The following is a 23,290-nucleotide window of genomic DNA, read 5'->3' as shown; positions in this document are numbered from 1 at the left end:
CACTCTTCACAGGGGCAAATTTTAGTATGATGAATAGTATCTCCCGACGTACTTTGCTCTTGGGCGGCGGCGCGGTGATTGGCGGGTGGGCGACCCGGCATTTCACCCCCGCCAATCCCACGCTGGAAGGGACCAGGTCGCTTCAGCCGGCCGGCGCCGCCACAACGCTGAACGATGCCAGCGGGCTCAGCGAAACCCCGATATTCCGACATGCGATCCTGCAGCAGGATCCAGGCGAGGCGCTGGTGGTCGCGATCCGGGCGGAGCTGCGCGATGCCCAGGCCAACGGCCTGCCGTTCAACGTGGGTGCGGCGCGGCACTCGATGGGCGCGCAGGCAATTCCCCACCTTGGCTACGCTGTCACCTACGATAACGGCTGGATCGAACCGGACATCGCCAACAGCACGTTTCGCGTTCATGCCGGCGCGCGCTGGTCACAGGTCATCGCCGCGCTTGATCCGCTGGGATTTGGCCCCAAGGTCATGCAATCCAACAACGATTTCGGCGTCGCGGCGACCTTCTGCGTCAATGCCCATGGCTGGCCGGTCCGGTTGGGGCCGATGGGGGCGACGGTGCGCAGCTTTGACATGGTCCTGCCGTCCGGTGAACTTGTAAGCTGTTCGCGCGACGAAAATGCCGAGCTCTTCGGCATGACCATGGGCGGTTACGGGCTGACCGGGGCGATCACCTCGATGGAGGTGGAAATGGCGCGCAACAGCCGCCTGAAACCCTCGTTCGAGGAGATGCCGGCCGAGGATTTCGGCACCCGTTTCATCGACGCGCTTGCCGATGGTGGCGTGACGATGGCCTATGGCCGACTGAACGTGGATCGCGCGAATTTCTTTCGGCAAGCGCTGATGATCACCTATCGCGAGACCGGGGATCAGGATGATCTGCCGCCCGCCAGCGGCTCGGGGTTTGCGTCGAAGATGGCGCGGTATGTCTACCGCGCACAGCTTGGAAACGAGCGCATCAAGCGGCTGCGCTGGTGGACGGAAACCGACATAGGGCCGCGTCTGGCCGGTGGGGCGGTTACGCGCAACTCGCTGATAAACGAGCCCGTCGTGACGCTGGATGACCGCGATCCGCAGCGTACGGATATTCTGCATGAATATTTTGTCGCGCCGGAGCGGTTTCCGGAGTTTATCGCAATCTGCCGGCGGGTGATCCCGGCGTCCTACCAGGAATTCCTGAACGTCACGCTGCGTTTCATCGATACTGATCCCGACAGCTGGCTGGCCTACGCTCCGGTACCGCGCATTGCCGCCGTCATGTCCTTCAGCCAGGAAATGACCACCCGGGCCGAGGCCGACATGGCGCGCATGACACGAGAGCTGATCGACGGAATCACCGGGATCGGCGGCACCTACTACCTGCCGTACCGCCCCCATGCCACGGTGGAGCAATTGGCGCGCGCCTATCCCCGCGCCGCCGAGTTCGCCGCCGCAAAACGTGCTCTGGACCCGACTTTGACATTCCGCAACAATCTCTGGGACAGGTATCTGGGCACGCTATGAGCATACTGCAGAAGATTTCATTGGGATATTTCGTGGCGCTGATGATCGCGGCGTCGCTGAATTACATCCCCGGCCTGACCGACGATCAGGGCCTGGCCTTCGGGATATTCGCGCTCGATCTCTTTGACGACGCGCTGCATGTGGCGTCGGCCCTCTGGGCGTTGTCGGCAGGGCTGATCGGCCATCGCGCATCGCGCATCTTCCTGGTGATCTTCGGCGCGCTCTATCTGGGCGACGGTGTGTTCGGGTTCTTTACCGGTTACGGATATCTGGACATGGGCATCTTTACCAATCCATCGGCGGGGATGTCCTTTACCTTGCCGCGTGTCTTTGCCAACCTGCCGCATGTCGCCCTGGGGGGCTTTGCCCTGTGGGCCGGGCTGAGATGGGGGCAGGCGTGATGCGGCGGTTGTTCAGATGGTTCTTCCGGCTGGTCTTGTTGCTGATCCTTCTGGGGGTCGGGCTGCTGCTGCCGGTTGGCTATGTCGAGATGGCCTGCATCCGCCAGCCGGTCGAGGCGGAATATACCGCCCTTCTGCCCGAGGAACATCACCGCCCGGAATCGCGTACGCTCCTGACTTATCCCGAGTGGCATATCGTGCACGCCTATGACGACTATGCAAAGGTGATCGCGGAGGGCGATCCGCATGAGTTCGGCTTCATCCGGGCGATCCGCGGTTTCTGGTCGTCACTATGCGAGCTGTCCTATGCCTCGGCCGAGCATGGCGGTTTCCCCGACGAGACCAAGCAGATGGTCTATACGATCGGGGTCAGTTTTACCGCCGAGATGCTGGCCAAGGCCGCCTACGAGGAAACCCTTGGCCGTCTGGCCGCGATGACCCGGGAATCGCCGCGCGCGCCGCTGGATGTCGTGTCCGCGCGCCAGGCGGCGGAATATGCCGAATTCCTGCAACAGGTGCCGTGGTATCAATGGGATTTCGCGCTGGATGCGCAGGAACTGGCGGACAACACCTCGGGCAGTCTGCGTGATACCGAACGCCTGTTGGCGCTGAGCCTGGAATACGGGGTCAAGACGCTCTATGCCGGGGTGATCGAACAGGCCGTGGCCAATGTCGGGGCTGATGCGCTGCGCCTGCGGATGGTTGTGCGGGACACGACGCCCGAGGCCCTGGCGGAATACGAGGGCGTGACGGTCATCGGCCCCCTGGGCGACGGGTTCGAGATCGAAACGCCGCGTTACCGGGTGCTGACGAGTCTCTTGCAGCAGATGGCGCGCGACGGCGTGAATTTCACCGAGATCGCGGGCAATGACGACATCCTGCTGACGGCGACGGCCCCGGGCGGGCGCGTGAACGACGCGCTGTTCAGCTTTCCGCGCCAGGGCCATGACGATTTCCGGCATCTGATCCTGCTGAAGGTGACGGAACTGGCGCAAACCTTGCGTGAGATGCGCACCGGGCCGCTGACCCTGGAACATATCCATGACTATTAGGCGCTGGGCGCTGGCGATCATCGCGGTTGTTGCGGGCTGGCTGGCGGTGTTGTCGGCGGTAATGATATTCACCGACGCGGCGCCGGGCGCCATCGTGTTCTTTCCCCGTGAGGGGTTTGTCGGCAACCTGCCCACAGGAGCCGCGGTGGTGGGCGGCGGGGGCATCTGGCTGGCGGTCCGGTCGGATGATCCCGGCCTTGGACGGGCGCTCTACCGGGCGGGCGGACGGCTGGTGCTGCCGGCGGGCCTGCCGGGTTGCTTGCCGCTTCCGGCACGCTAGCCCTTGCAACGGGTGGCATGGTGCGCCATGTAAGCCCCAACCCGATGCAGCAAGTTGAACGGACAGGCGTGACATGATCGAACTTGGCAGCCAACCCCCCGCGCAGGATCTTATCAAGGACGTGTCCGAGGCCGATTTCATGGCCGAGGTCGTGGAAGCGTCGAAAACCGTGCCGGTGATCGTCGATTTCTGGGCGCCCTGGTGCGGCCCGTGCAAGACGCTTGGCCCCGCGCTGGAAGCGGCCGTGACCAAGGCCAGGGGTGCGGTTCGGATGGCCAAGGTGAATGTCGACGAGAACCAGGGCATCGCGGGCCAGCTGCGCGTGCAGTCGATCCCGACGGTCTATGCCTTCTGGCAGGGCCAGCCCATCGACGGATTCCAAGGGGCCCTTCCGCCGTCGGAAATCGACGCCTTTGTCGAACGCACGGTCAAGGCAGCGGGCGGCGACGCCAGCGGCGGGCTGGACGAGGCCGTGGCCGCCGCCGAGGAAATGCTGGAAGAAGGAGCCGCCACCGATGCGGCACAGACCTTTGCCGCCATTCTGCAGGAAGATCCCGCCAACGCGTCCGCCTATGCCGGGCTGGCCCGTGCGCACCTGGCGATGGATGACCTGGACCAGGCCGAGGCGATCCTGAACGGCGCGCCTGCGGAGATCAGCCACGCGCCCGAGATCGAGGCTGCTTTCGCCCAGCTCGAGCTGGCCCGCCAGGCCGCCGACGCCGGACCCGTGGGCGAGTTGTCGGCCGCGGTCGATGCCAATCCCGACGACCATCAGGCGCGTTTCGATCTGGCGCAGGCGCTGAGCGCCAATGGCAAGACCGAGGAGGCCGTCGATCATCTGCTGGAACTGTTCCGCCGCGATTCCGAGTGGAATGAGGGCGCTGCCAAACAGCAGCTCTTCACCATCTTTGACGCGCTCAAACCCAATGATCCGGTGGTTCTGAACGGGCGGCGCAAACTGAGTTCGATGATATTTGCCTGAGCCGGCTCATGCGCTAGGTTAGGGTTATGAAACACCCCGCCGACCTGCCGGATGTTGTCCCGATCTTTCCTTTGCCGGGGGCGCTTCTGCTGCCGCGATCCCGACTGCCGCTGCATCTTTTTGAACCTCGTTACCTTGCGATGCTCGACGACGTGCTGAAGACGCCTGAGCGCATGATCGCGATGATCCAACCCAACAGGGTGCCGGACGGTTGCAACGTTTCGCTTTATTCGATCGGCTGCGTGGGCCGCGTGACCCAGTTTTCCGAAACCGAGGACGGGCGTTACATGATCACGCTTACGGGCGTTTCGCGGTTCCGCATCGTTGAAGAGGTCGACGGCTTCACGCCCTATCGCCGCGCCAGGGTCTCCTGGGCGGGGTTCGAGCGGGATCTCGGCCCGACGGATGTCGATGTGCATTTCCAGCGTGGCCCGTTCCTGGATCTGCTGGGCCGGTATTTCCACGCGCGCGAGCTGCAGACCGACTGGGATTCGCTGAAAGAGGCGGATGACGAGTTGCTGATAAACTCGCTGTCGATGCTTCTGGGGTTCGAACCCGAGGACAAGCAGGCGCTGCTTGAGGCGCCATCGCTGTCCACCCGGCGCGAAACCCTGGTGACATTGATCGAGTTTGCCCTGCGTGGCGGGGATGACGAGGAGCTGATGCAGTGACCGATACACCCAGGCAGCCGGCCTTTGACCGGCATATGCTGGAGGCACTTGTCTGCCCCCAAACCCAGGGCCGGCTGGAATATGATGCCGAGGCGCAAGAGCTGATAAGCCACAGCGCCGGGCTTGCCTATCCCATCCGCAGCGGCATCCCGGTGATGTTGATCGACGAGGCGCGGACGCTCGATTGAGCCCAGTACCTTTGGCTGCAGCCGGATCTGCATTGCAGTTGGAATTTCTCAGTCTTGGTGGGCCGGGTGCATGGCGTCGGAAACAGTGCAGGTGGCTTTCATACCCTGCGATGCCCCATTTGTGCTATATTGAGTCAGAGAGGCGGCACATTGCACGAGGCGTTCCATGCAGAAGGATGATAAGCCGGACAGGCCAGACGGCTCGGACAAGCAGGGGTTTCTCGCCACGCTCCTGCAGGGGCTCATCCGCGACACGATAGGTTTGCTGATCACGTTTCTGATCGGAACAGGTGCAGGCGCGATCATCTGCCTCTACCTCGGTGCTCCGCTGATCTATTCCTTGCTGGGCGGTATTCTGGTTCTTGCCGTCTACGTTGCCTGGGACAGGCTGTAATCCCGTCCGGCGACATGGTCGGCGCGCCGGCCTGTCGGCATTCGACCGCCCGTCCTGACCCGCAGTACCGGGCATCCGCGCCAAAACCCGCCACCCTAAATGCAAAAAACCCCGCTTTGGCCAGCGGGGTTTCGTTTTCACCGTTCGTTGGTGCAGGCTCAGCCCTGGCGGGCTTTGAACCGGCGTTGGGTCTTGTTGATCACATAGACGCGGCCTTTGCGGCGCACGACGCGGCAATCACGGTGCCGGCTCTTGAGCGAGCGAAGCGAGTTGCGAACCTTCATGGTCCTCTCCTTAATGTCGCGGCGCGGGCCAGCGCCTGGGGTTGCGGGTGCCCCGCGATCGCGGGACAGTGAATATGGTGGGCGATACAAGGATCGAACTTGTGACCCCTTCGATGTCAACGAAGTGCTCTACCGCTGAGCTAATCGCCCGTACATCCTGCGCGTCAGTTGCCCCAATAAATAGGGGCGCGGAAATCCGCGCCGGAGTGACCGCTCTATAAAAGGAGTCGGGTGAGGGATCAAGGGCTTTTAGAATGGCAATTTGCAGGTATGATAATCGGCAACAGGAGCGGCCATGCCCAAAGTTGCGTATCAGTTGATTCACCCCGAACGACGCACGACCAGCGTTGTCTTCGCCTCGCCCCATAGCGGGCGCGACTATCCCTGGCATTTCATCCGGCGGACCAATCTGAACGAACACACGGTGCGCAGTTCCGAAGACGCCTTTGTGGATCAACTGTTTGATAGCGCGCCACAATTCGGGGCGCCGTTCCTCAAGGCCGGGGCGCCGAGGGCGTTTATCGATCTCAATCGCAGCGACGATGAACTGGACCCGGCGCTGATCCAAGGGGCACAGCGACAGGGGCACAACCCGCGCGTCGCGTCGGGGCTTGGCGTGGTGCCGCGCGTCGTGGCCAATGGCAAGGCGATCTATTCCGGCAAGATCACCATGGCCGAGGCCGAACGGCGCATTGCCCAATACTGGCGGCCCTATCACGAGGCGTTGCAGGGCCAGCTGGATCAGGCGCACCTGATGTTTGGCGAGGCGATTCTGATTGATTGCCACTCGATGCCGCATGAGGCGATGGATGCGGTGGCGCGCTCGGGTATCCGCCGCCCGGAGGTCGTGCTGGGTGACAGGTTCGGCGCTGCGGCGGACGAGACAATCGTGGACCGGATCGAAGCGGCGTTCCGTGATGCCGGGCTGGTGGTAACGCGCAACACGCCCTTTGCCGGGGCCTATATCACACAGCATTACGGCCGCCCCCTGCGTCGCCGCCACGCCGTTCAAGTCGAGATCGACCGGGCGCTTTACATGAACGAGCAATTGATTCGCCCCAACGGCAATTTCAAGAGTTTCCGCGCGCTGTTACGGGGCGTGATTGCCGAACTGGCCAAGATCGGCCGGCCCGAAAAGCAGTCGCTGGCAGCCGAATAGCACCCTATCGCAACGAGCGCCCCTTGCGGATCGCATCCCGGCCGAACTTGCGGCGGATGCTGTCTGTGGCGCGTTCGGCCTTGTTGCGCTGGCTGGCGAGCGGATCCAGAAGATCACCGGAACGATCCGCGCCATCCTCGGGGATCAGGTCCGAAATGCCGACGCCGATCAGGCGAAAAGGCCCTTGGTCCACCACCTGGTCAAAGAGGCTCCGGGACGTGCGGTAGATCGTGTCAGCCATCTGCGACGGGTCGCGCAGCGACAGCCGGCGGGTGATCTGGGAATGATCGGCGCGCTTGAGCTTCAGGGTCACGACCCGGCCTGCGATCTGCTTGGTCTTGGCCCGGTCCGATACCTTTTCTGACAGGCGCCAGATATGGCCGTCCAGAATGTCGACATTGCCGGTATCCTCGAAAAACGTGGTTTCGCTGGAGATGGACTTTACCGGCGCATGGGCCGAAACGCGGCGCTTGTCCTGGCCCCGGGCCAGGTGCCACAGCCTGTCGCCCATCGACCCGAACCTCGCGATCAGGTCTTCGCGTTCCCACCGGAGCAGATCGGCGAATGTTCGAATGCCGGCCTTGTCCAGCGACGAGCGCGTGGCCTGCCCCACGCCCCAGATGAGGCTGACCGGCTTGTCGCGCAGAAACGCGGCCGTCTCTTCCTTGCCGATCACCGAAAACCCGTGTGGCTTGTCCAGGTCCGAGGCGACCTTGGCGAGGAACTTGTTATGCGACAGGCCGATCGACCCGGTCAGGCCAAGCTCGGATTTCATCCGGCGCACCAGCCCCGCCAACATGACCGCGGGCGGTACGCCATGCAGGCGTGTCGTGCCGCTGAGGTCAAGAAATGCCTCGTCCAGCGAGAGCGGCTCGATCGCGGGGGTGAGTTCTTCCATCATCCGGCGGATCGCCCGGGAGGCCTCGGCATAAATCTCCATCCGGGGTTTCAGCACAACGGCCTCGGGGCAGAGCTTCAGCGCCTGAAACATCGGCATGGCGGAACGGACGCCGCGAATGCGGGCGATGTAGCAAGCGGTTGAAACCACGCCGCGTCGCCCGCCGCCGATGATCAGCGGCTTGTCGGCCAGTTCAGGGTTGTCGCGCTTCTCGACGCTGGCGTAGAAGGCATCGCAATCCATATGCGCGATCGACAGATCAAACAGTTCGTCATGCGCGATGACGCGCGGGCTGCGGCAGGACGGGCAGCGCGGTGCGGCATCGAACTGGGTCAGGCAATCGCGACAGAGGGCAGGCATGGGCAGAACCGATGAGTGACTATATTCTTGTAACACCCGGCGAGGCCGAGCGCAGCCGATTTCATGGCGCCAAGCTTGCCTTGTTCCTGGGCCATGAACTGGCGGTCATCCTGCGCGACGAGCGCGATGACATTCCCTGGCCCGGTCATTGGGATCTGCCGGGCGGCGGGCGTGAAGGCGTGGAAAGCCCCGAGGCCTGCGCGCTGAGAGAGCTGAACGAGGAACTGGGCCTGCGCCTGTCCGAGAGCGATCTGAGCTATGCCCGCGCCTATCATCGCGGCGGCATGGTGTACTGGTTTTTTGCGGCCCGGATGCCGGGGCGACTGGCGGAAGAGATCGAATTCGGCGCCGAGGGGCAGTCATGGAAACTGATGCCCGCTGCAGAATACCTGTCACATGTCAAAGCGGTGCCGCAATTTCAGGCCCGGCTGCGCGACTATCTGTCGGCAAGCAACGCCGTCACCTAGCCGCTGACCTGCTGCGTCTGCGGCGACGCGATTTCGGCCAGGATGTCCAGCGCGGCCGCGCGCGGGTCGTCGGCGCGATGGATCGGACGGCCCACAACGACATGGTCCGCCCCATCGGCTATCGCCCGGGCCGGGGTCGAAACACGTTTCTGATCGCCAAGATCGGCCCCTGCCGGCCGGACGCCCGGTGTGACGATCAGCCTGCCCGCGGCATTGGGCAACGCGCGAATCCTGGCGGCCTCCTGCGGCGACGCGATCACCCCGTCAGCGCCGGCATCAAAGGCGCGCGCGGCCCGTTCGGCCACGATCTCGGGGATGTCTCCGGCGCGGATCAGCCCGGCATCCAGATCAGCGCGGTCAAGCGAGGTCAGGATGGTGACTGCCAGGATCTTCAGGTCCTTGCCGGCGGCGCCTTCCTTGGCGGCGCGCACCACATGCGGGTCGCCATGCACCGTCAGGAAATCCAGATCGAACTGCGCCAGCCCGCGCACGGCGTTTTCGACCGTCGCCCCGATGTCGAACAGCTTCATGTCCAGAAAGATGCGTTTGCCGTGATCCTGTTTCAGCTCATTGGCCAGCGCCAGGCCGCCCCCGGTCAGCATCCCCAGCCCGATCTTGTAGAACGAAACGCTGTCGCCCAGCCGGTCCGCCAGCCGCAGCCCATCGAGCGCATTGGCGACATCAAGCGCGACGATCAGGCGGTCATCAGACATCGTGCGGGCCCCTCATGAATAAATTCACTCCTTTTCGCGGGCAAGCGATGCGCCGTCAAGCAATTATGTAAGGGCGCATGGCAGGCAGGTGGTTGGGCGCTCACGAAATCCTCACGATGTGATCAAGGTAATGCACAACAACGTCAAGAGACGTGTTTTCCGAACCTCTTGAAGACGGGGCACGCTGCCCTTGCTGCCGGAATTCCCCGGTGGCCTTTCCTTGAGAGGAGTCTTTCATGAAATGTCCCAGACTACCCGATCTCGGCCTCGCGGCCTCGGTTATTGCCGGCCTCGGGCTGGCGACGGCCGTCCAGGCCGCGACGCTTGAGATCACGATAACCAATACTGCCCAGACCGGCGGGTTTGCCATTACACCCGTCTATTCTGCGTTTCACGATGGCAGTTTTGATGCGTTCGACGCGGGCAGCACCGCCAGTGCCGGTGTCGAACTGATCGCAGAGACCGGCAGTGCTGGCGGTTTGCCTGCCGAACGGCTGGCCGTGGCGCCGGGCTCTGTCGCCACGGTCGTGGCCGCGCCGGGCAGCGGGCCGCCCACGATCGATCCGGGCGAAACCACGACGGCGACGATCGAGGTCGATGGCAGCGTCAATCGCTACTTCACCTTCCTGTCGATGCTGGTGCCGTCGAATGACACGTTCCTGGGCAACGATGATCCGCTGGCCTATTCACTGTTCGACCCGCTCGGCAATTTCCTGGGCGAAAGGGTCATCAACGTGACCGCGTCTCATCTGTGGGATGCCGGCACCGAGGTAAATGATCCGCTGGGTGGCCCTGCCTTCGTCGCGCTGCAGGATGCCTTGGCGGGTGTCGATGAGAACGGCGTGGTGCACGGGGTCGAATCCTTTGCCGCCTTTGCCGGGGTCGAAACGCCTTTGGGTATTCTGGACGGAAATCTGATTGATTTCGGTACGGATCCCGACCGGTTTTCGGTGGCGACGATCACGATCCGGGAAATCAGCGGCGTGGTGCCCCTGCCTGCCTCGGGACTGTTGGGGTTGGGTAGCCTGCTGGGCCTGGGTGGCCTGAGCATCCTGCGCCGCCGACGGAAAACGGCGCCGCCGTCCTGATTGACCTGCACTGACAGCGCGGCCCGCCTTGGCGGGCCGTCCGCTGGTTGGGGGTGCGCCGGGACGCTGGTTAGGCGGCGAGGGCGCGCAGCATCCGAACCATCAGCGGTGTTTCGGTGCGCATTGGGGCCGGGCGGTTTGCCGTCTGGACAGGTGCCTGTGCGCGGCGCATCCGCAGGGCGGGCGCCGCAGATTTGTGGGCGCGGTGGGCCTGCGCGACAAGTCCGCGTGAAATCAGCGGAAACTCTGCCTGAACCGGCGCGACGACATGCGCGGGGTATTCGTAGGTTTCGTTCTCGTCATGGATACGGATGATCGCCTCGAACGCGCTGCGCTCGGGGTTGTAGCGGACGTCCGAAAGCTGAAGTTTATCGGTACGCATGAAAACTTCCTTCTGCTCGAGCCCCTGGCGGGCCTGTGGATAATTATGGGGATAAGTATGACGGTTGCGTGTCGGTCCAAGTGGGATTCACGGAAATGTTCTTGCCTGTAATCTTTTGCCGCAGGGCCGGGTTGACGATAACGAAGGTGTTACCCATCTAAGGCATAAGGTTCCCGACCGGCACATGCCTATCGCAGGGTGCGCCAACCGGGGTAACGCTTGTGAAAAGGAGAATGCCCATGGACTTGTCGAAGTTCACGGAGCGGTCGCGCGGTTTCATTCAGGCCGCCCAGACGATCGCAATGCGGGAAAGCCACCAGAAGCTGGCACCCGAACATATACTTAAAGCCATGATGGATGATGCAGAAGGGTTGGCCAGCAACCTGATCAAGCGCGCGGGCGGCGCACCCGAACGCGTGGCAGAGGCGCTGAACGTGGCCATGCAGAAGATTCCGCAGGTCAGTGGTGACGCCGGTCAGACCTACATGGATCAGCAGACCGCCAAGGTGCTGGACGAGGCCCAGAAGCTTGCCACCAAAGCCAAGGACAGTTTCGTGCCGGTCGAGCGTATGCTGACCGCGCTGGCGATCGTGAAATCGCCCGCAAAGGAAGCGCTGGAAGCCGGGGCCGTGACGGCGCAGAAGCTTAACGAGGCGATCAACGACATCCGCAAGGGGCGCAAGGCCGACACGGCAAGCGCCGAGGATACCTATGAGGCGCTGGAGAAATACGCCCACGATCTGACCAGGGCCGCCGAAGAGGGCAAGATCGACCCGATCATCGGCCGCGATGACGAGATTCGCCGCGCCATGCAGGTGCTCAGCCGCCGGACCAAGAACAATCCGGTCCTGATCGGTGAACCCGGCGTGGGCAAGACCGCCATCGCCGAAGGCTTGGCATTGCGGATCGTCAATGGCGACGTGCCCGAAAGCCTTGCCAACAAGCGGCTTCTGGCGCTCGACATGGGCGCGCTGATTGCCGGTGCGAAATACCGTGGTGAGTTCGAGGAACGGCTGAAGGCGGTTCTTAACGAGGTGACATCGGCCGCCGGTGAGATCATTCTTTTCATCGACGAAATGCACACGCTGGTGGGCGCCGGCAAGGCGGATGGCGCGATGGATGCCGCGAACCTCATCAAGCCGGCGCTTGCGCGTGGCGAGTTGCACTGTGTGGGCGCGACCACGCTCGATGAATATCGTAAGCACGTGGAAAAGGACGCGGCATTGGCGCGGCGGTTCCAGCCGGTCTTGGTCGAGGAGCCGACGGTCGAGGACACCATTTCGATCCTGCGCGGTATCAAGGAGAAATACGAGCTGCATCATGGTGTGCGGGTCAGTGACAGCGCGCTGGTTGCAGCGGCAACGCTGAGCCACCGCTATATCACCGACCGGTTCCTGCCGGACAAGGCGATCGACCTGATGGACGAGGCCGCCAGCCGTCTGCGCATGGAAGTGGACAGCAAGCCAGAGGAGCTTGACCAGCTTGACCGTCAGATCCTGCAGATGCAGATCGAGGCAGAGGCGCTCAAGAAAGAGGATGACGCGGCCTCGAAGGACCGGCTGGAAAAGCTTGAGAAAGAATTGTCGGAGCTGCAGCAGAAATCCAGCGAACTGACCGCGCAGTGGCAGGCCGAACGCGACAAGCTGGCCAGCGCCCGCGACCTGAAGGAACAGCTGGACAAGGCCCGGATCGAATTGGATCACGCCACCAGGGGCGGCGACTATGCCCGGGCGGGTGAGCTGCAATACGGCACCATCCCGCAGCTGGAAAAGCAGCTTGCCGAAGCCGAGCAGGCCGAGGAAGACGGCGTCATGGTGGAAGAGGCGGTGCGGCCCGAGCAGATTGCCCAGGTGGTCGAACGCTGGACGGGTATTCCGACCGCCAAGATGCTGGAGGGCGAGCGCGAGAAACTGCTGGGCATGGAGGATGGTCTGCACAAGCGTGTCATCGGGCAGCACAACGCGGTGAAGGCCGTGGCCAATGCCGTCCGCCGGGCGCGGGCAGGTCTGAATGACGAGAACCGCCCACTTGGGTCGTTCCTGTTCCTGGGCCCGACCGGCGTGGGCAAGACCGAACTGACCAAGGCGGTGGCCGAGTTCCTGTTCGATGATGACAGCGCGATGGTGCGGATCGACATGAGCGAATTCATGGAGAAACATGCCGTCGCCCGTCTGATCGGGGCGCCTCCGGGCTATGTCGGATATGACGAGGGTGGCGTGCTGACCGAGGCCGTCCGCCGCCGGCCCTACCAGGTGGTGCTTTTCGACGAGGTCGAAAAGGCGCATCCGGATGTCTTCAACGTGCTGTTGCAGGTGCTGGATGACGGCGTTCTGACCGACGGGCAGGGCCGCACGGTCGATTTCAAGCAGACGCTGATCGTACTGACATCGAACCTTGGGGCGCAGGCGCTGAGCCGGTTGCCCGATGGGGCGGATGCCAGTGACGCGAAGCGCGACGTGATGGATGCGGTGCGGGCGCATTTCCGCCCGGAATTCCTGAACCGGTTGGATGAGACCATCATCTTCGACCGGCTGGCGCGGGCGGATATGGACGGGATCGTCGATATTCAGCTGGCACGCCTGGCGAAACGGCTGGCGGGGCGCAACATCACGCTGGAACTGGATGATCCGGCGCGGGCCTGGCTGGCTGACGAGGGCTATGATCCGGTCTTTGGCGCGCGGCCGCTCAAGCGCGTGATCCAGCGCGCAGTGCAGGATCCGCTGGCCGAGATGCTGCTGGCAGGAGAGGTGCTGGATGGTGCGGTGGTGCCTGTCGGCGCCGGGCCCGAAGGGTTGATCATCGGCGACCGGGTAGGCACTTCCGGACGGCAACCGCCCGAAGACGCAGTTGTGCACTGAATGAGCGAAACACCCCGCGATCAAATTGGCGGGGTGTGTCATCTATGGAGTGTTGCCTGAAGGAGTGCGCTGGCGCGCATGCAGGGTATCTCGTCCTTGCCCTTCGGGCGCGTCCACGGGCAGGTGCCCGCCGCAACGGCAGACCTGTACGAGACCGGTCAGAACATGACGGCGACGTAATCCTCGCTGCTGAGTTCCGGCGGCAGGGTATCACCCTCGTACCAATAGGTGGTCTCCAGTTCGGAGCCGTCGGGTGCATAATCGATCCGCCTGCCAAGCCATGCCATGTCACCGTCGCCATCGTAATCCCAGTGAATCGCCAGCGATCCGTCGGCGGCGTAATCGTCCCGCATGTAATCGCCGTTATCGTAAAGTATCGCGCTCAGCATCTCCTGGCCGCCCGGCGTGTATTCGGTGACCTGGGCAGTCCATTCCTGCAGGTTCGGCCCGTCGGGATCGTCATAGGCCGTCTCCAGTACAAGCGCACCGTTCTCATATGAATTGTGCGCCACGATACCTTCATCGAAATAGGTTGTTTCGCTGCTGATTTCGCCCGATCCGTCATAGAAAGTTTCGATCCATTGCCACGCGGCGGCATCGTTGTAGGGGTCATCAACCTGCATGCGGTATGTGGCCAAACCGTTATAGAACTGCATGTCATCGACGATGCCGTTGTCGTAAACAGTAAGCTGCGACCCGATCTGGCCCGCACCGTCATACCAAATCTCGATCGTCTGCCAGTCTTCGGCATTGGTATAGGGATCGTCATGCAGTACGCGCAGGTTGATGTTACCATTCTGATAGTGGGCATCTTCGACAATGCCGGAGTCGTAGAACGTGACCTCCTGCTGCAAGTCGCCGTTTCCGTCGTAATAGCTTTCGATGGATTGCCACTCGGCCGCATTGCTGTAGGGGTCGTCGTATTGCGCGCGATAGCTGAGCGTGCCGCTGACATATTGCATGTCGTCGACGATACCGTTGTCGTAGAAGGTCACCTGCTGCGTCAGAAGCCCGTTTCCGTCGTAATAGCTTTCGATGGATTGCCACTCAGCCGCATTGCTATAGGGGTCGTCGTATTGCGCGCGATAGCTGAGCGTGCCGCTGACATATTGCATGTCATCGACGATACCGTTGTCGTAGAAGGTCACCTGCTGCGTCAGAAGCCCGTTTCCGTCATAGAAGCTTTCGACCTGTTCCCAGATCTCGGCATTCGAATAGGGGTCGTCGTATTGAGCCCGGTAGGAGATCGTACCATCGGTATATTGCGTATCCTGAACCGTGCCGTTGTCATAGAAGATGACCTCCTGTGACAGTTGGCCACTGCCATCATAGGTGCTGTCGATCTGCTGCCAGTCCTTGGCATTGCTGTAAGGGTCGTCATATTGCGAGCGTTGAGACAGCATGCCGTTGGAGTAGGTTGCGTCGTCTACCACGCCATTGTCGTAAAACGTGATCTCCTGCTGCAATTCGCCCGCCGCGTTGTAATGGCTTTCGATCCGCTCCCAATCTTCGGCGCTGCCGTCGGAATCATCATATTGCGCGCGGTAGGACAGGGTGCCGCCCATGTACTGAGAGAAATCGACGACTCCGTTGTCGAAAAATATCACCTGTTCCAGAAGATCGCCATTGGGGTCGTAGCTGCGCTCGATCCGTTCCCAAGCCTCGGCATTGGTGGCCGGGTCGTCGTAATGCACGCTCGAGAGTAGCTGACCGCCGGAGAACTCTTCGTCCAGCACGGTGCCGTTATCGAAGAAAGTGATTTGCTGCTGCAGATCGCCATTGGGGTCGTAGCTGCGTTCGATCCGTTCCCAGGCCTCGGCATTGGTGGTGGGATCGTCGTAATGCACGCTCGAGAGTAGCTGACCGCCGGAGTACTCCTCATCCAGCACGGTGCCGTTATCGAAGAAAATGATTTGCTGTTGCAGATCGCCATTGGCGTCGTAGCTGCGTTCAATCCGTTCCCAAGCCTTGGTATTGGTGGTGGGATCGTCGATCAGAACGCTCGAAGTCAAGACGCCATCCGCGTATTGGTCATCTTGCGTGGTGCCGTCATCATTGATCGTGTGAACGCTCGCGGGGGCGCCGTTCGCGTCATAGACCGTGTGGATCTCGGTCCAGGGGTTGGTCGTGCCGTCCTGAGGGTTGTCGGTGCGGATTTCGGAAACGAGGTTGCCGCGGTTGAAGGTCTGAAAGCCTTCGGAGCCATCGTCGTAAAGTGTATAGATCTCGGCAACCTTGCCCTTGCTGTAACTGGTGCGCATGTAAGACCAGTCAAATTGATTTTCGGTATCGTAATCTTCGGTAATACGCGGCATGAAACCCTCCGGCTTGAAATCGAAAAGAATGGACAGAAGGGTTGGGTAATAAGGCCAGAATTTGATCGAATTGGGCCAATTGTCCGGCATGCTGCTTTTTGCGCAGGCGCAAACCGGGCCGACATCGGATTTCGTTGTGTCGTCAGGCGAATAGAGACAGTTGTTGCGTGTTTTCGGACCGATTGCCTATAATGGGCAAAGCGGGCCGAGACTACCGGCTCGATACTGAACAAAAAAGTACGAGCAATGGCAGAGCAGTCAGCCACGACGAACGACGATCCGGTGCCGCCGCGCTGGCTGGATGAGGTGCGACCGGGTGGTGAGGGCGAAGGGTTTCTGGAGAAGCGGTTGCGGCACAGCCTGCTTTTCGTCCGCCGCCCTGTGAACCGGTTGCTTGTTACTTTCGACAACCTGTCGAATGTCGGCGATACCTCGGTCGAGCGAGAGCCGTGGGCGTTCAAGTTCGCGCAGGACGAGAATATCTCTCATCTGGGTGTCATGGCGCATGTCAGCGACTGGTACCGCGATCCGGAACTGATCGAACGGATGAAGAAGCTGAAGAAGGACGGGTTCTTTGACGGCTATGACCGGGTGGTCTTTGCCGGGGTGTCGATGGGCGGCTATGCGGCGATTGCCTATGGCTCGATCGTGCCGGATGCCCATGTGGTATCGGTCAACCCGCAAAGCACGCTGAACCCGGACCTGGTGCCGTGGGAAACGCGCTATGAGAACGGCCGACGGCAGGATTGGTCTTTGCCACTGGGCGATGCGGCCAAGTTGACCAAGAAACTAGGCCGGGTGAATATCTTCTACGACCCCTATCACGCGTTGGACCACCAGCATGTGCAGCGATTCAGCGGCAAGAATATCCATGTCTTCAAATGCTGGTTCTCCAATCACAAGACGGCGGTGTTCCTGCGCAAGATCGATGCGCTAAAACCGGTGATGCGGCATTGCATCTTTGATGAGTTGACGGAACTGTCATTCTACCGGCTCTACCGTGCGCGGCGTTATCTGCCGTGGTATCGCGGATCTGTTTCCGCCTATTTCCGCGATCTGGGGCGGGATGGCCTTGCCGAACGTTTTGATCAGGCCTTTCGTATCCGCCTTCGCCGCAAGAAGCGCGCCGATGCCGCCATGTCAGAAGAGCCTGCGGAGATGCCTGCCACCCCTCCGCCGCAAGAGGCGGTATCGCAACCGGAGAAAATCAAGAAATTAAAACGCTCCGCTGACGGCAAGGGTAAGGCAAGGATCGTGGCCCCCAGCGTCGTAGAGGCCACGGTATCGGCGACTGCAACGCAAAAGGATCCGAGCGGTCGGGTTATCGTTACGACGATGAAGAACGAGGGCCCGTTCATGCTGGAATGGGTGGCTTATAACCGGGCGATCGGTTTCACGGATTTCCTGATCTACACCAACGATTGCGATGACAATACCGACCAGATCGCGGAGAGGTTGCAGGAGCTTGGGCTGGCCCAGCATCGTGTAAACAAGTTCAAAAAAGGCGGCAGTCCGCAGCGTACCGCCTTGCGTGCATGCCAGTCAGAGCCGTTGGTACAGAATGCCGACTGGTTGATCTGTGCCGATTGCGATGAGTTCCTGAATATCCGGGTCGGCAAGGGCCGTCTTGACGATCTCTTTGCTGCTGTCGGCGACGCCGATGCAATCTCGGTCTGCTGGAAACTCTTCGGCAACAGCGGGCGGCAGACCTATGAAGAGGGGTTGGTGACGGAACAGTTCGACTGCTGCCTCGGGGAAAATGAATATCCGAACTTCCGTGCTCGCGGTATGAAAACGCTGGTTCGGCGGTCCGAACGGCTGGACCGGCTGCGGATCCACCGCCCTGCTTTTCGCCTGGACAAGGGCGATGTGAGGTGGGTCGATGGCGGGGGGCGACCGATGCCTGACTCGTATCTTGAGGGCGGATGGAAAACCCATGCCGGCTTCACTCACGATCTTGCGCGGCTGCATCACTATGCGGTCCGGTCGGTCGAAAGCTTTCTGGTCAAGCGCGATCGTGGGCGCACCAACCATGTCGGGGACGATCAGGGCGAGGCCTATTGGTCGACGATGAACTACAATACGACGCGCGATACCTCGATCCATGACCGGCTGCCCATGCTGCGGACCGAACTGGCGGAATTGCTGAAAGACAGGAAATTGGCGCAACTCCATAAAGGGGCATGCGACTGGCACCGTGGCAAGATCAAACAGCTGATGAAACGCGATGGATGGGACGATTTCCATGCGCGTATCAGTCAGATCAATGCTGCCCCGAAGAACCATGAGGTTCAGGCAGAAGATGCCCCGGTCTGACCCCTATGTCGTGGTTCATGGCGGGGTGCACAAGACGGCGACCAGCTACATCCAATCGATCCTGCAGCGCAACGCAGGGCGTATGGGCAAGCGCGGCGTGCATTATGTCCATCACCGCGATACCCGAAAGGAGTTCACTTATCCCTGCCAGCTGAACGGTTATGAAAAACTGGGCCTGGATTACCGCCGGAAATTTCCCGACGACACGTTGCGCAAAGCCACCCGTCAGTTCTTCGACAAGATCGGCGCCAAGTCCGGTGAGCGGATCATCCTGTCAGACGAGAACATGCCGGGCCATTGCGGCCAATGCGTCAACGCAGGTGTGCTCTATAACCGGCGTGACGTGCTGATCCCGATTTTTGCCCGTGAGATCGCCTATCCGGTGCAGGAGGTACATCTCGCGCTACGTAACTACGCTGATTTTTTCGCGGCCGCCTACGTGGAATATCTACGCTCGGCCAGCGGTGACAAACTGGTTACCGAAGCACAGATGAAGCTCAGGTTGCTGTCAAATCTGCCAAGCTGGAAAGGGTTCATCGAGGTCGTCTCCGATGCCTTCCCCGATGCCCGGTTGGTTCTATGGCCGCATGAGGAGTTTGGCAGGCTGTCGCAGCGGATCATTCAGAATCTCAGTGGTCCGGGCATTGATGTAGAGAAGTTTGCGCAGCCCAAACGGTCGCGGGGGCGGCCTACGGCATCGCACAGGGCGGTGCAGGAACTTCTGATCGAGATCGACCGTATCGGTGGCGCCGCGGCACTGGAGAAAAGGGTCGAGATACAGGAGCGCTTTCCCAAGGGTGACAAATACCCCGCCTATGATCCCTGGTCCCAACATGAGCGCGCGCATCTCACACGCATGTACGAACGTGATCTTGAAGAGGTGGCCGGGATGGAGCGCGTGACGTTTCTGCGGGCCGGCGACACGTGACTTTGCAACACTCCGGCGATGGCTGCCCGCTTCTTCTTGCGTGCTGTTGCGGTCCTTCGTAGAACTTATCCAAAAGAATTGCCGGTTCGCGATCAACGGCAACGTGAAAAAGAGGGCTGAGATGAGCAGGGATTATGAGATCGGTATGCTGTGGGTCGAAGGTGCCCTGAGCTATGTCGAAGTGCTGTGCGCGCAATCGTTCCTGGATGCCGGGCATCACGTGAAGCTCTATCACTACAAGGATGTGCAGAACGTCCCCGATGGCGTCGAGCTGGTGCATGGCGATAACGTGCTCAAGATTGACCGCTTCATCCAGCATGGCCGCACCGGCAGCTTTGCGCTCTTTTCCGACGTGTTCCGCTATCATCTGCTGCAACAGAATGACCGGATGATCTGGGCGGATCTGGATGCCTATTGCGTCAAACCGTTCGAAAGCGAGACCGGCCATTTCTTTGGCTGGGAAAGCGAGCGGCATATCAATGGCGGCGTTCTGGGTCTGCCGCCGGACAGCGACGCGCTTGGTCAGCTACTGGAGATGACCGAGGATGAGTTTGGTATTCCGGAATGGGCCTCGGACGAAGAGAAGGCGCGCCTGCAAAAACTGAAGGATGACGGCAAGCCGATTCATGTAGGAGAGATGGCGTGGGGCGTTTGGGGACCCCATGCGGTGACGCATTACCTGCAGAAAACCGGTGAGGCGAAATACGCGCTGCCGGTCGAGGGGCTTTACCCGGTCGGCTTCCGCCAGCGGCGGCAACTGATGCAACCGCGGCTGCGCGACAAGGTCGAGGCGGTGGTCACCCCTGATACCTACTCGATCCACTTTTACGGACGTCGCGTGCGCGAATTTCTGTCAAACCGCGGCGGGTTGCCGGGCGACGGCAGCTACATGGACATGCTTCTGAAAAAGCACAAGATCGACACCGATGCCGCGCCGGTCATGTCGCGGGAGGAGAAAGCCGCCATGCAGGCAACCAAGGAAAAGGCCAAGCCCGAGGCGCCCAAGGCCAATCCCGTACCGCGCGCGGTGACCGGCAAAGGCGGCGAGAACCTGACAGATCTCGCGGACAGGTACGGATCTGATAAAGGGTCGATCAAGCATCGCTATACCGAACTCTATCACATGCTGTTTCACCCTTACCGGGGTCGCAAGATCAGTTTTCTGGAAATGGGCCTGCTGATCGGCGGGCCGGAACACGGCATCGACAAGGATCGCGAGACCACCGATGCGCCGTCGGTCCGCATGTGGCTGGAATATTTCCCCAAGGCGCATGTCCATGGCTTGGACGTGTCGGATTTCAGCTGGTTCAAGCATGACCGCTTTACCTTCCATCGCTGCGACATGGACAACCGGCCCGAGATCGCCCGGGCGATCAAGGAGGTCACCCCCGCACCTACCATCGTGGTGGATGATGCCAGCCATGCCAGCCATCACCAGCAGAACGCCTTCCTGGAAATCTTCCCGAGGCTCGAATCCGGCGGGCTCTACGTGATCGAAGACCTGCGCTGGCAGCCCAAACCCTACGAGCAGCCCGGCATCACCAAGACCGCCGAGCTGTTCCGCAGCTGGCTGGATCATCGCGAATTCCGGCATTCCGATCCCGCGATAGCGGCAGAGTTCAACGCGCTGAGCGAGGACATCTCGGGCTGTATCATCGAACCGGTCCGGTTTCAGAAAGGCCGCAAGGACCAGGTGGCCGTGATCCACAAGCGCTGATGTTGGACGGTTTGGCCATTTCCGGAACAGTGACATGAAACTGCCGGGTGCCGCCATCAGGGCGGTGATCTTTGATTGCGATGGCGTGCTGGTCGACAGCGAGCGGATAACCATTCGCCTACTGCGCGATGATCTGGCGCGCTATGGGTTCGATCTGCCTTTGGATCAGATCATGGCGATCTTTGTCGGCGGCACGATCAAGGGAGGTGCGGTTGAGGTCATCCGCCGTGGGGCCGCACTGCCAGAGGATTGGACCGAGCTTTTCTACGCCAAGATGTTCGCGGCCCTGGCGGCGGAAGTTGAGGCGGTGCCCGGGGTTACCGATCTGCTGGCGCGGCTGCATCAGGCCGGGATTGCCCGGGCCGTGGGGTCGAACGGGCCGCCTGCCAAGATGGAGATTACCCTGACGCGTACCGGGCTGCGAGACTGGCTTTCGCCGCATATCTATTCGGCTCAGGAACTGGAAAACCCGAAACCCGCGCCCGACATCTACCTGCATGCCGCGCGCTGTCTGGATGCAAGCCCCGAAAACTGTGTTGTGGTCGAAGATAGCGTGTCAGGCGCGCGGGCGGCGCGCGCGGCGGGAATGCGGTGCATCGGGTATGCCGATGCTGGGCAGGGGGCATTTCTGGCACCACATTGCGATGCCGTCGTCCACGACATGCAGGCCGTTGCTCGGCTGTTGGGTGTCTGATCCCGCTTGTTTCAGGATCTTGAACTCATCGTGAGGAGTGTTGTTTTGCCGGGCAAGCTGCGCGACCCTTAGACAAAGGGCGACCAACGCTTGCAAGAAGGACCGGTGCGAATGGCCCATCGCTGGAAGAACAAACTGAAAGAGAGTGAAGTCACCTGCGAGTCGGTGTTCCTCAACCGCCGCCAGCTGATGGCGTCGGCGGCGGGCAGCATCGCGGCGGGTGTCGCCGCTGCCCCGGCCTTGGCAATGGGGCCGTGGAAAGGCGAGGACACCGGCGCGCCCAATGACTGGGAAGACATCACCAGCTACAATAACTACTATGAGTTCGGCACCGGCAAGGGCGACCCGGCCCGCTATGCGCATATGCTGACCACCAAGCCGTGGAGCGTCAAGATCGACGGGCTGGTTGACCGCCCCGGTGATTATGCTTTTGAGGACATCCTGGCCAAGATGACGATCGAGGAGCGGATCTATCGATTCCGCTGTGTCGAACGCTGGGCAATGATCGTGCCGTGGAACGGGTTCGAACTGGCCGACCTTCTGGCCCTGGCCGGGGTGCAGAGCGATGCGAAATACGTGGCTTTTGAGACCGCCCTGCGTCCGGACGAGATGCCGGGTGTCAGCCAGCCCGTCATCGACTGGCCCTATGTCGAGGGGCTGCGGCTGGATGAGGCGATGCACCCGCTGACGATGATCGCCACCGGCATCTATGGCAAGGATATCCCGAACCAGAACGGCGCGCCGCTACGGTTGGTCGTGCCGTGGAAATATGGCTATAAGTCCATCAAGTCGATCGTCCGCATCACGCTGACGGAGTCCGAGCCCCCCACCGCCTGGAACAAGTACAGCGCGCGCGAATACGGATTCTATTCCAATGTGAATCCGAACCGGGCGCATCCACGCTGGTCGCAGGAATATGAGCAGCTGCTGGGGCAGGGGCTTTTTGCCGAGAAGATCCCCACGCGGATGTTCAACGGTTACGAGGAAGAGGTCGCCAGCCTTTATGAGGGTATGGACCTGATCGAATTCCACTGATGAGCATCGTTCGCCATTCCGACCTCTCTTGCCCGCATTGCGGCCATGTCACACGCGAGGAAATGCCGGATAACGCGTGCATTTATTTCTACGAATGCCTTGGTTGCGGGCAGGTGTTGAAGCCGCTGGAGGGCGATTGCTGTATCTTTTGCTCATACGGTACGGTTCGGTGTCCCCCGGTGCAGACGGGTAATGCCTGTTGCAGGGTGTAAGCGTGACCCCGTCCGACGTCATCAACGCGCCGGCGCGGCGCATGCCCGCCGGGTTGATCTATATCGGCAGCTTTGCCTATGCCGGATGGCTTTTATGGCTGGGGATTGAGAACAGGCTTGGCCCAAACCCGGTCGAAGCGCTGGAGCATGCACTGGGCGAGGCCGCACTCTATCTGCTGATCGCGGGATTGGCCGTTACGCCGCTGCGCCGGATATTTGGGGTCAACTTGCTGAAGTTCCGTCGTGCCATCGGGCTGAGCTGCTTCTTCTTTGTCACCCTGCACTTGCTGACCTGGGCGGTGCTGGATATTCAGGCTCTGGATCGGGTCTGGGCGGATATCGTGAAGCGCCCCTATATCACGGTGGGAATGGTGGGCTT

Annotated in this window: 24 protein-coding genes and 1 tRNA gene (1 of these 25 running past the window's edge); 19 read left to right on the top strand and 6 right to left on the bottom strand. The window is 61.3% G+C overall.

The genetic code is table 11. The features are described from left to right. The first annotated feature begins 26 nt into the window (after positions 1-26). The 8 genes from AAFO92_RS06680 to AAFO92_RS06645 all read left to right on the top strand — a co-directional run bounded on the left by AAFO92_RS06680 (position 27) and on the right by AAFO92_RS06645 (position 5,485). The gene (locus tag AAFO92_RS06680; protein WP_347533938.1) at positions 27-1,517 is read left to right on the top strand and encodes an FAD-binding oxidoreductase; all 1,491 of its coding nucleotides are present in this window, start codon (positions 27-29) and stop codon (positions 1,515-1,517) included. Continuing rightward, on the top strand, positions 1,514-1,918 hold the full coding sequence (locus tag AAFO92_RS06675; RefSeq protein WP_347533937.1) for a hypothetical protein: 405 nt from the start codon (positions 1,514-1,516) through the stop codon (positions 1,916-1,918). Before AAFO92_RS06680 ends, AAFO92_RS06675 begins: the two co-directional genes overlap by 4 nt. Beyond that, the gene (locus AAFO92_RS06670) at positions 1,918-2,970 is read left to right on the top strand and encodes a hypothetical protein (protein WP_347533936.1); all 1,053 of its coding nucleotides are present in this window, start codon (positions 1,918-1,920) and stop codon (positions 2,968-2,970) included. Before AAFO92_RS06675 ends, AAFO92_RS06670 begins: the two co-directional genes overlap by 1 nt. After that, positions 2,960-3,250: a hypothetical protein gene (locus AAFO92_RS06665; protein ID WP_347533935.1), complete on the top strand. Its 291-nt coding sequence runs from the start codon at positions 2,960-2,962 to the stop codon at positions 3,248-3,250. The genes AAFO92_RS06670 and AAFO92_RS06665 overlap by 11 nt, the downstream gene beginning before the upstream one ends. A gap of 73 nt (positions 3,251-3,323) precedes the next feature. Beyond that, positions 3,324-4,232: a co-chaperone YbbN gene (locus tag AAFO92_RS06660; protein ID WP_347533934.1), complete on the top strand. Its 909-nt coding sequence runs from the start codon at positions 3,324-3,326 to the stop codon at positions 4,230-4,232. A gap of 26 nt (positions 4,233-4,258) precedes the next feature. Then, entirely contained in the window at positions 4,259-4,903 is a 645-nt protein-coding gene (locus tag AAFO92_RS06655) for an LON peptidase substrate-binding domain-containing protein (RefSeq protein WP_347533933.1), read from the top strand. 35 nt (positions 4,904-4,938) lie between these two features. Continuing rightward, positions 4,939-5,091, top strand: a complete 153-nt coding sequence (locus AAFO92_RS06650; protein WP_347534325.1) for a Trm112 family protein — start codon at positions 4,939-4,941, stop codon at positions 5,089-5,091. A 166-nt stretch (positions 5,092-5,257) separates the two neighbouring features. Beyond that, positions 5,258-5,485 carry a hypothetical protein gene (locus AAFO92_RS06645; RefSeq protein WP_347533932.1) on the top strand — a complete coding sequence of 76 codons (228 nt, stop codon included), beginning with the start codon at positions 5,258-5,260 and terminating at the stop codon, positions 5,483-5,485. A gap of 158 nt (positions 5,486-5,643) precedes the next feature. Here the strand turns inward: AAFO92_RS06645 and ykgO are convergent, their stop codons facing one another. Beyond that, a complete protein-coding gene (ykgO, locus tag AAFO92_RS06640; RefSeq protein WP_028287243.1) occupies positions 5,644-5,769 on the bottom strand; it encodes a type B 50S ribosomal protein L36 in 126 nt (41 codons plus the stop codon). 75 nt (positions 5,770-5,844) lie between these two features. Then, positions 5,845-5,919 (bottom strand) — tRNA-Val (locus AAFO92_RS06635). Positions 5,920-6,064: 145 nt separating this feature from the next. On the opposite strand from AAFO92_RS06635, the gene AAFO92_RS06630 reads away from it, so the two are divergent. Beyond that, positions 6,065-6,928 carry an N-formylglutamate amidohydrolase gene (locus AAFO92_RS06630; RefSeq protein WP_347533931.1) on the top strand — a complete coding sequence of 288 codons (864 nt, stop codon included), beginning with the start codon at positions 6,065-6,067 and terminating at the stop codon, positions 6,926-6,928. A 4-nt stretch (positions 6,929-6,932) separates the two neighbouring features. On the opposite strand, the gene AAFO92_RS06625 is transcribed toward AAFO92_RS06630, so the two are convergent. After that, positions 6,933-8,186 (bottom strand): DNA polymerase IV, encoded by a 1,254-nt coding sequence (locus AAFO92_RS06625; RefSeq protein WP_347533930.1) that lies wholly within the window; start codon positions 8,184-8,186, stop codon positions 6,933-6,935. A gap of 11 nt (positions 8,187-8,197) precedes the next feature. Here AAFO92_RS06625 and AAFO92_RS06620 point away from each other — a divergent pair, with 11 nt between their 5' ends. After that, positions 8,198-8,653, top strand: a complete 456-nt coding sequence (locus tag AAFO92_RS06620) for an NUDIX hydrolase (protein WP_347533929.1) — start codon at positions 8,198-8,200, stop codon at positions 8,651-8,653. On the opposite strand, the gene pyrF is transcribed toward AAFO92_RS06620, so the two are convergent. Further along, complete coding sequence (gene pyrF / locus AAFO92_RS06615; RefSeq protein ID WP_347533928.1) at positions 8,650-9,366, bottom strand: orotidine-5'-phosphate decarboxylase; 717 nt, start codon at positions 9,364-9,366, stop codon at positions 8,650-8,652. The genes AAFO92_RS06620 and pyrF overlap by 4 nt on opposite strands. Positions 9,367-9,602: 236 nt before the next feature. Between pyrF and AAFO92_RS06610 the strand changes: the two genes are divergently transcribed. Then, entirely contained in the window at positions 9,603-10,454 is an 852-nt protein-coding gene (locus tag AAFO92_RS06610) for a spondin domain-containing protein (protein WP_347533927.1), read from the top strand. Between the two features lie 70 nt (positions 10,455-10,524). Here AAFO92_RS06610 and AAFO92_RS06605 read toward each other — a convergent pair whose 3' ends face one another. Further along, the gene (locus AAFO92_RS06605) at positions 10,525-10,836 is read right to left on the bottom strand and encodes a hypothetical protein (RefSeq protein WP_347533926.1); all 312 of its coding nucleotides are present in this window, start codon (positions 10,834-10,836) and stop codon (positions 10,525-10,527) included. Between the two features lie 239 nt (positions 10,837-11,075). Between AAFO92_RS06605 and clpB the strand changes: the two genes are divergently transcribed. After that, entirely contained in the window at positions 11,076-13,694 is a 2,619-nt protein-coding gene (gene clpB, locus AAFO92_RS06600) for an ATP-dependent chaperone ClpB (protein ID WP_347533925.1), read from the top strand. Between the two features lie 158 nt (positions 13,695-13,852). On the opposite strand, the gene AAFO92_RS06595 is transcribed toward clpB, so the two are convergent. Then, positions 13,853-16,009, bottom strand: coding sequence for a hypothetical protein (locus tag AAFO92_RS06595; RefSeq protein ID WP_347533924.1), 2,157 nt, complete (start codon positions 16,007-16,009; stop codon positions 13,853-13,855). A gap of 246 nt (positions 16,010-16,255) precedes the next feature. Between AAFO92_RS06595 and AAFO92_RS06590 the strand changes: the two genes are divergently transcribed. The 7 genes from AAFO92_RS06590 to msrQ all read left to right on the top strand — a co-directional run. Next, entirely contained in the window at positions 16,256-18,325 is a 2,070-nt protein-coding gene (locus tag AAFO92_RS06590) for a glycosyltransferase family 2 protein (RefSeq protein WP_347533923.1), read from the top strand. After that, positions 18,312-19,253: a hypothetical protein gene (locus AAFO92_RS06585; protein WP_347533922.1), complete on the top strand. Its 942-nt coding sequence runs from the start codon at positions 18,312-18,314 to the stop codon at positions 19,251-19,253. Before AAFO92_RS06590 ends, AAFO92_RS06585 begins: the two co-directional genes overlap by 14 nt. Positions 19,254-19,374: 121 nt before the next feature. Continuing rightward, positions 19,375-20,970, top strand: coding sequence for a hypothetical protein (locus tag AAFO92_RS06580; protein WP_347533921.1), 1,596 nt, complete (start codon positions 19,375-19,377; stop codon positions 20,968-20,970). A 34-nt stretch (positions 20,971-21,004) separates the two neighbouring features. Beyond that, entirely contained in the window at positions 21,005-21,664 is a 660-nt protein-coding gene (locus AAFO92_RS06575) for an HAD-IA family hydrolase (RefSeq protein ID WP_347533920.1), read from the top strand. Between the two features lie 111 nt (positions 21,665-21,775). Continuing rightward, positions 21,776-22,699, top strand: coding sequence for a protein-methionine-sulfoxide reductase catalytic subunit MsrP (msrP, locus tag AAFO92_RS06570; RefSeq protein WP_347533919.1), 924 nt, complete (start codon positions 21,776-21,778; stop codon positions 22,697-22,699). Further along, positions 22,699-22,911, top strand: a complete 213-nt coding sequence (locus AAFO92_RS06565; RefSeq protein ID WP_347533918.1) for a GDCCVxC domain-containing (seleno)protein — start codon at positions 22,699-22,701, stop codon at positions 22,909-22,911. The genes msrP and AAFO92_RS06565 overlap by 1 nt, the downstream gene beginning before the upstream one ends. 2 nt (positions 22,912-22,913) lie before the next feature. Then, positions 22,914-23,290, top strand: partial view of a protein-methionine-sulfoxide reductase heme-binding subunit MsrQ gene (gene msrQ / locus AAFO92_RS06560; RefSeq protein ID WP_347533917.1) — the 5' portion only. It continues 229 nt past the right edge of the window; only the first 377 of its 606 coding nucleotides appear in the window; the start codon lies at positions 22,914-22,916; its stop codon lies beyond the right edge, outside the window.

The sequence above is a fragment of the Roseovarius sp. CAU 1744 genome, assembly GCF_039839345.1.
Lineage (GTDB): Bacteria > Pseudomonadota > Alphaproteobacteria > Rhodobacterales > Rhodobacteraceae > Roseovarius.
The sequence above is the reverse complement of the archived record's forward strand: the minus strand, read 5'-3'. Positions and strand labels throughout refer to the sequence as shown.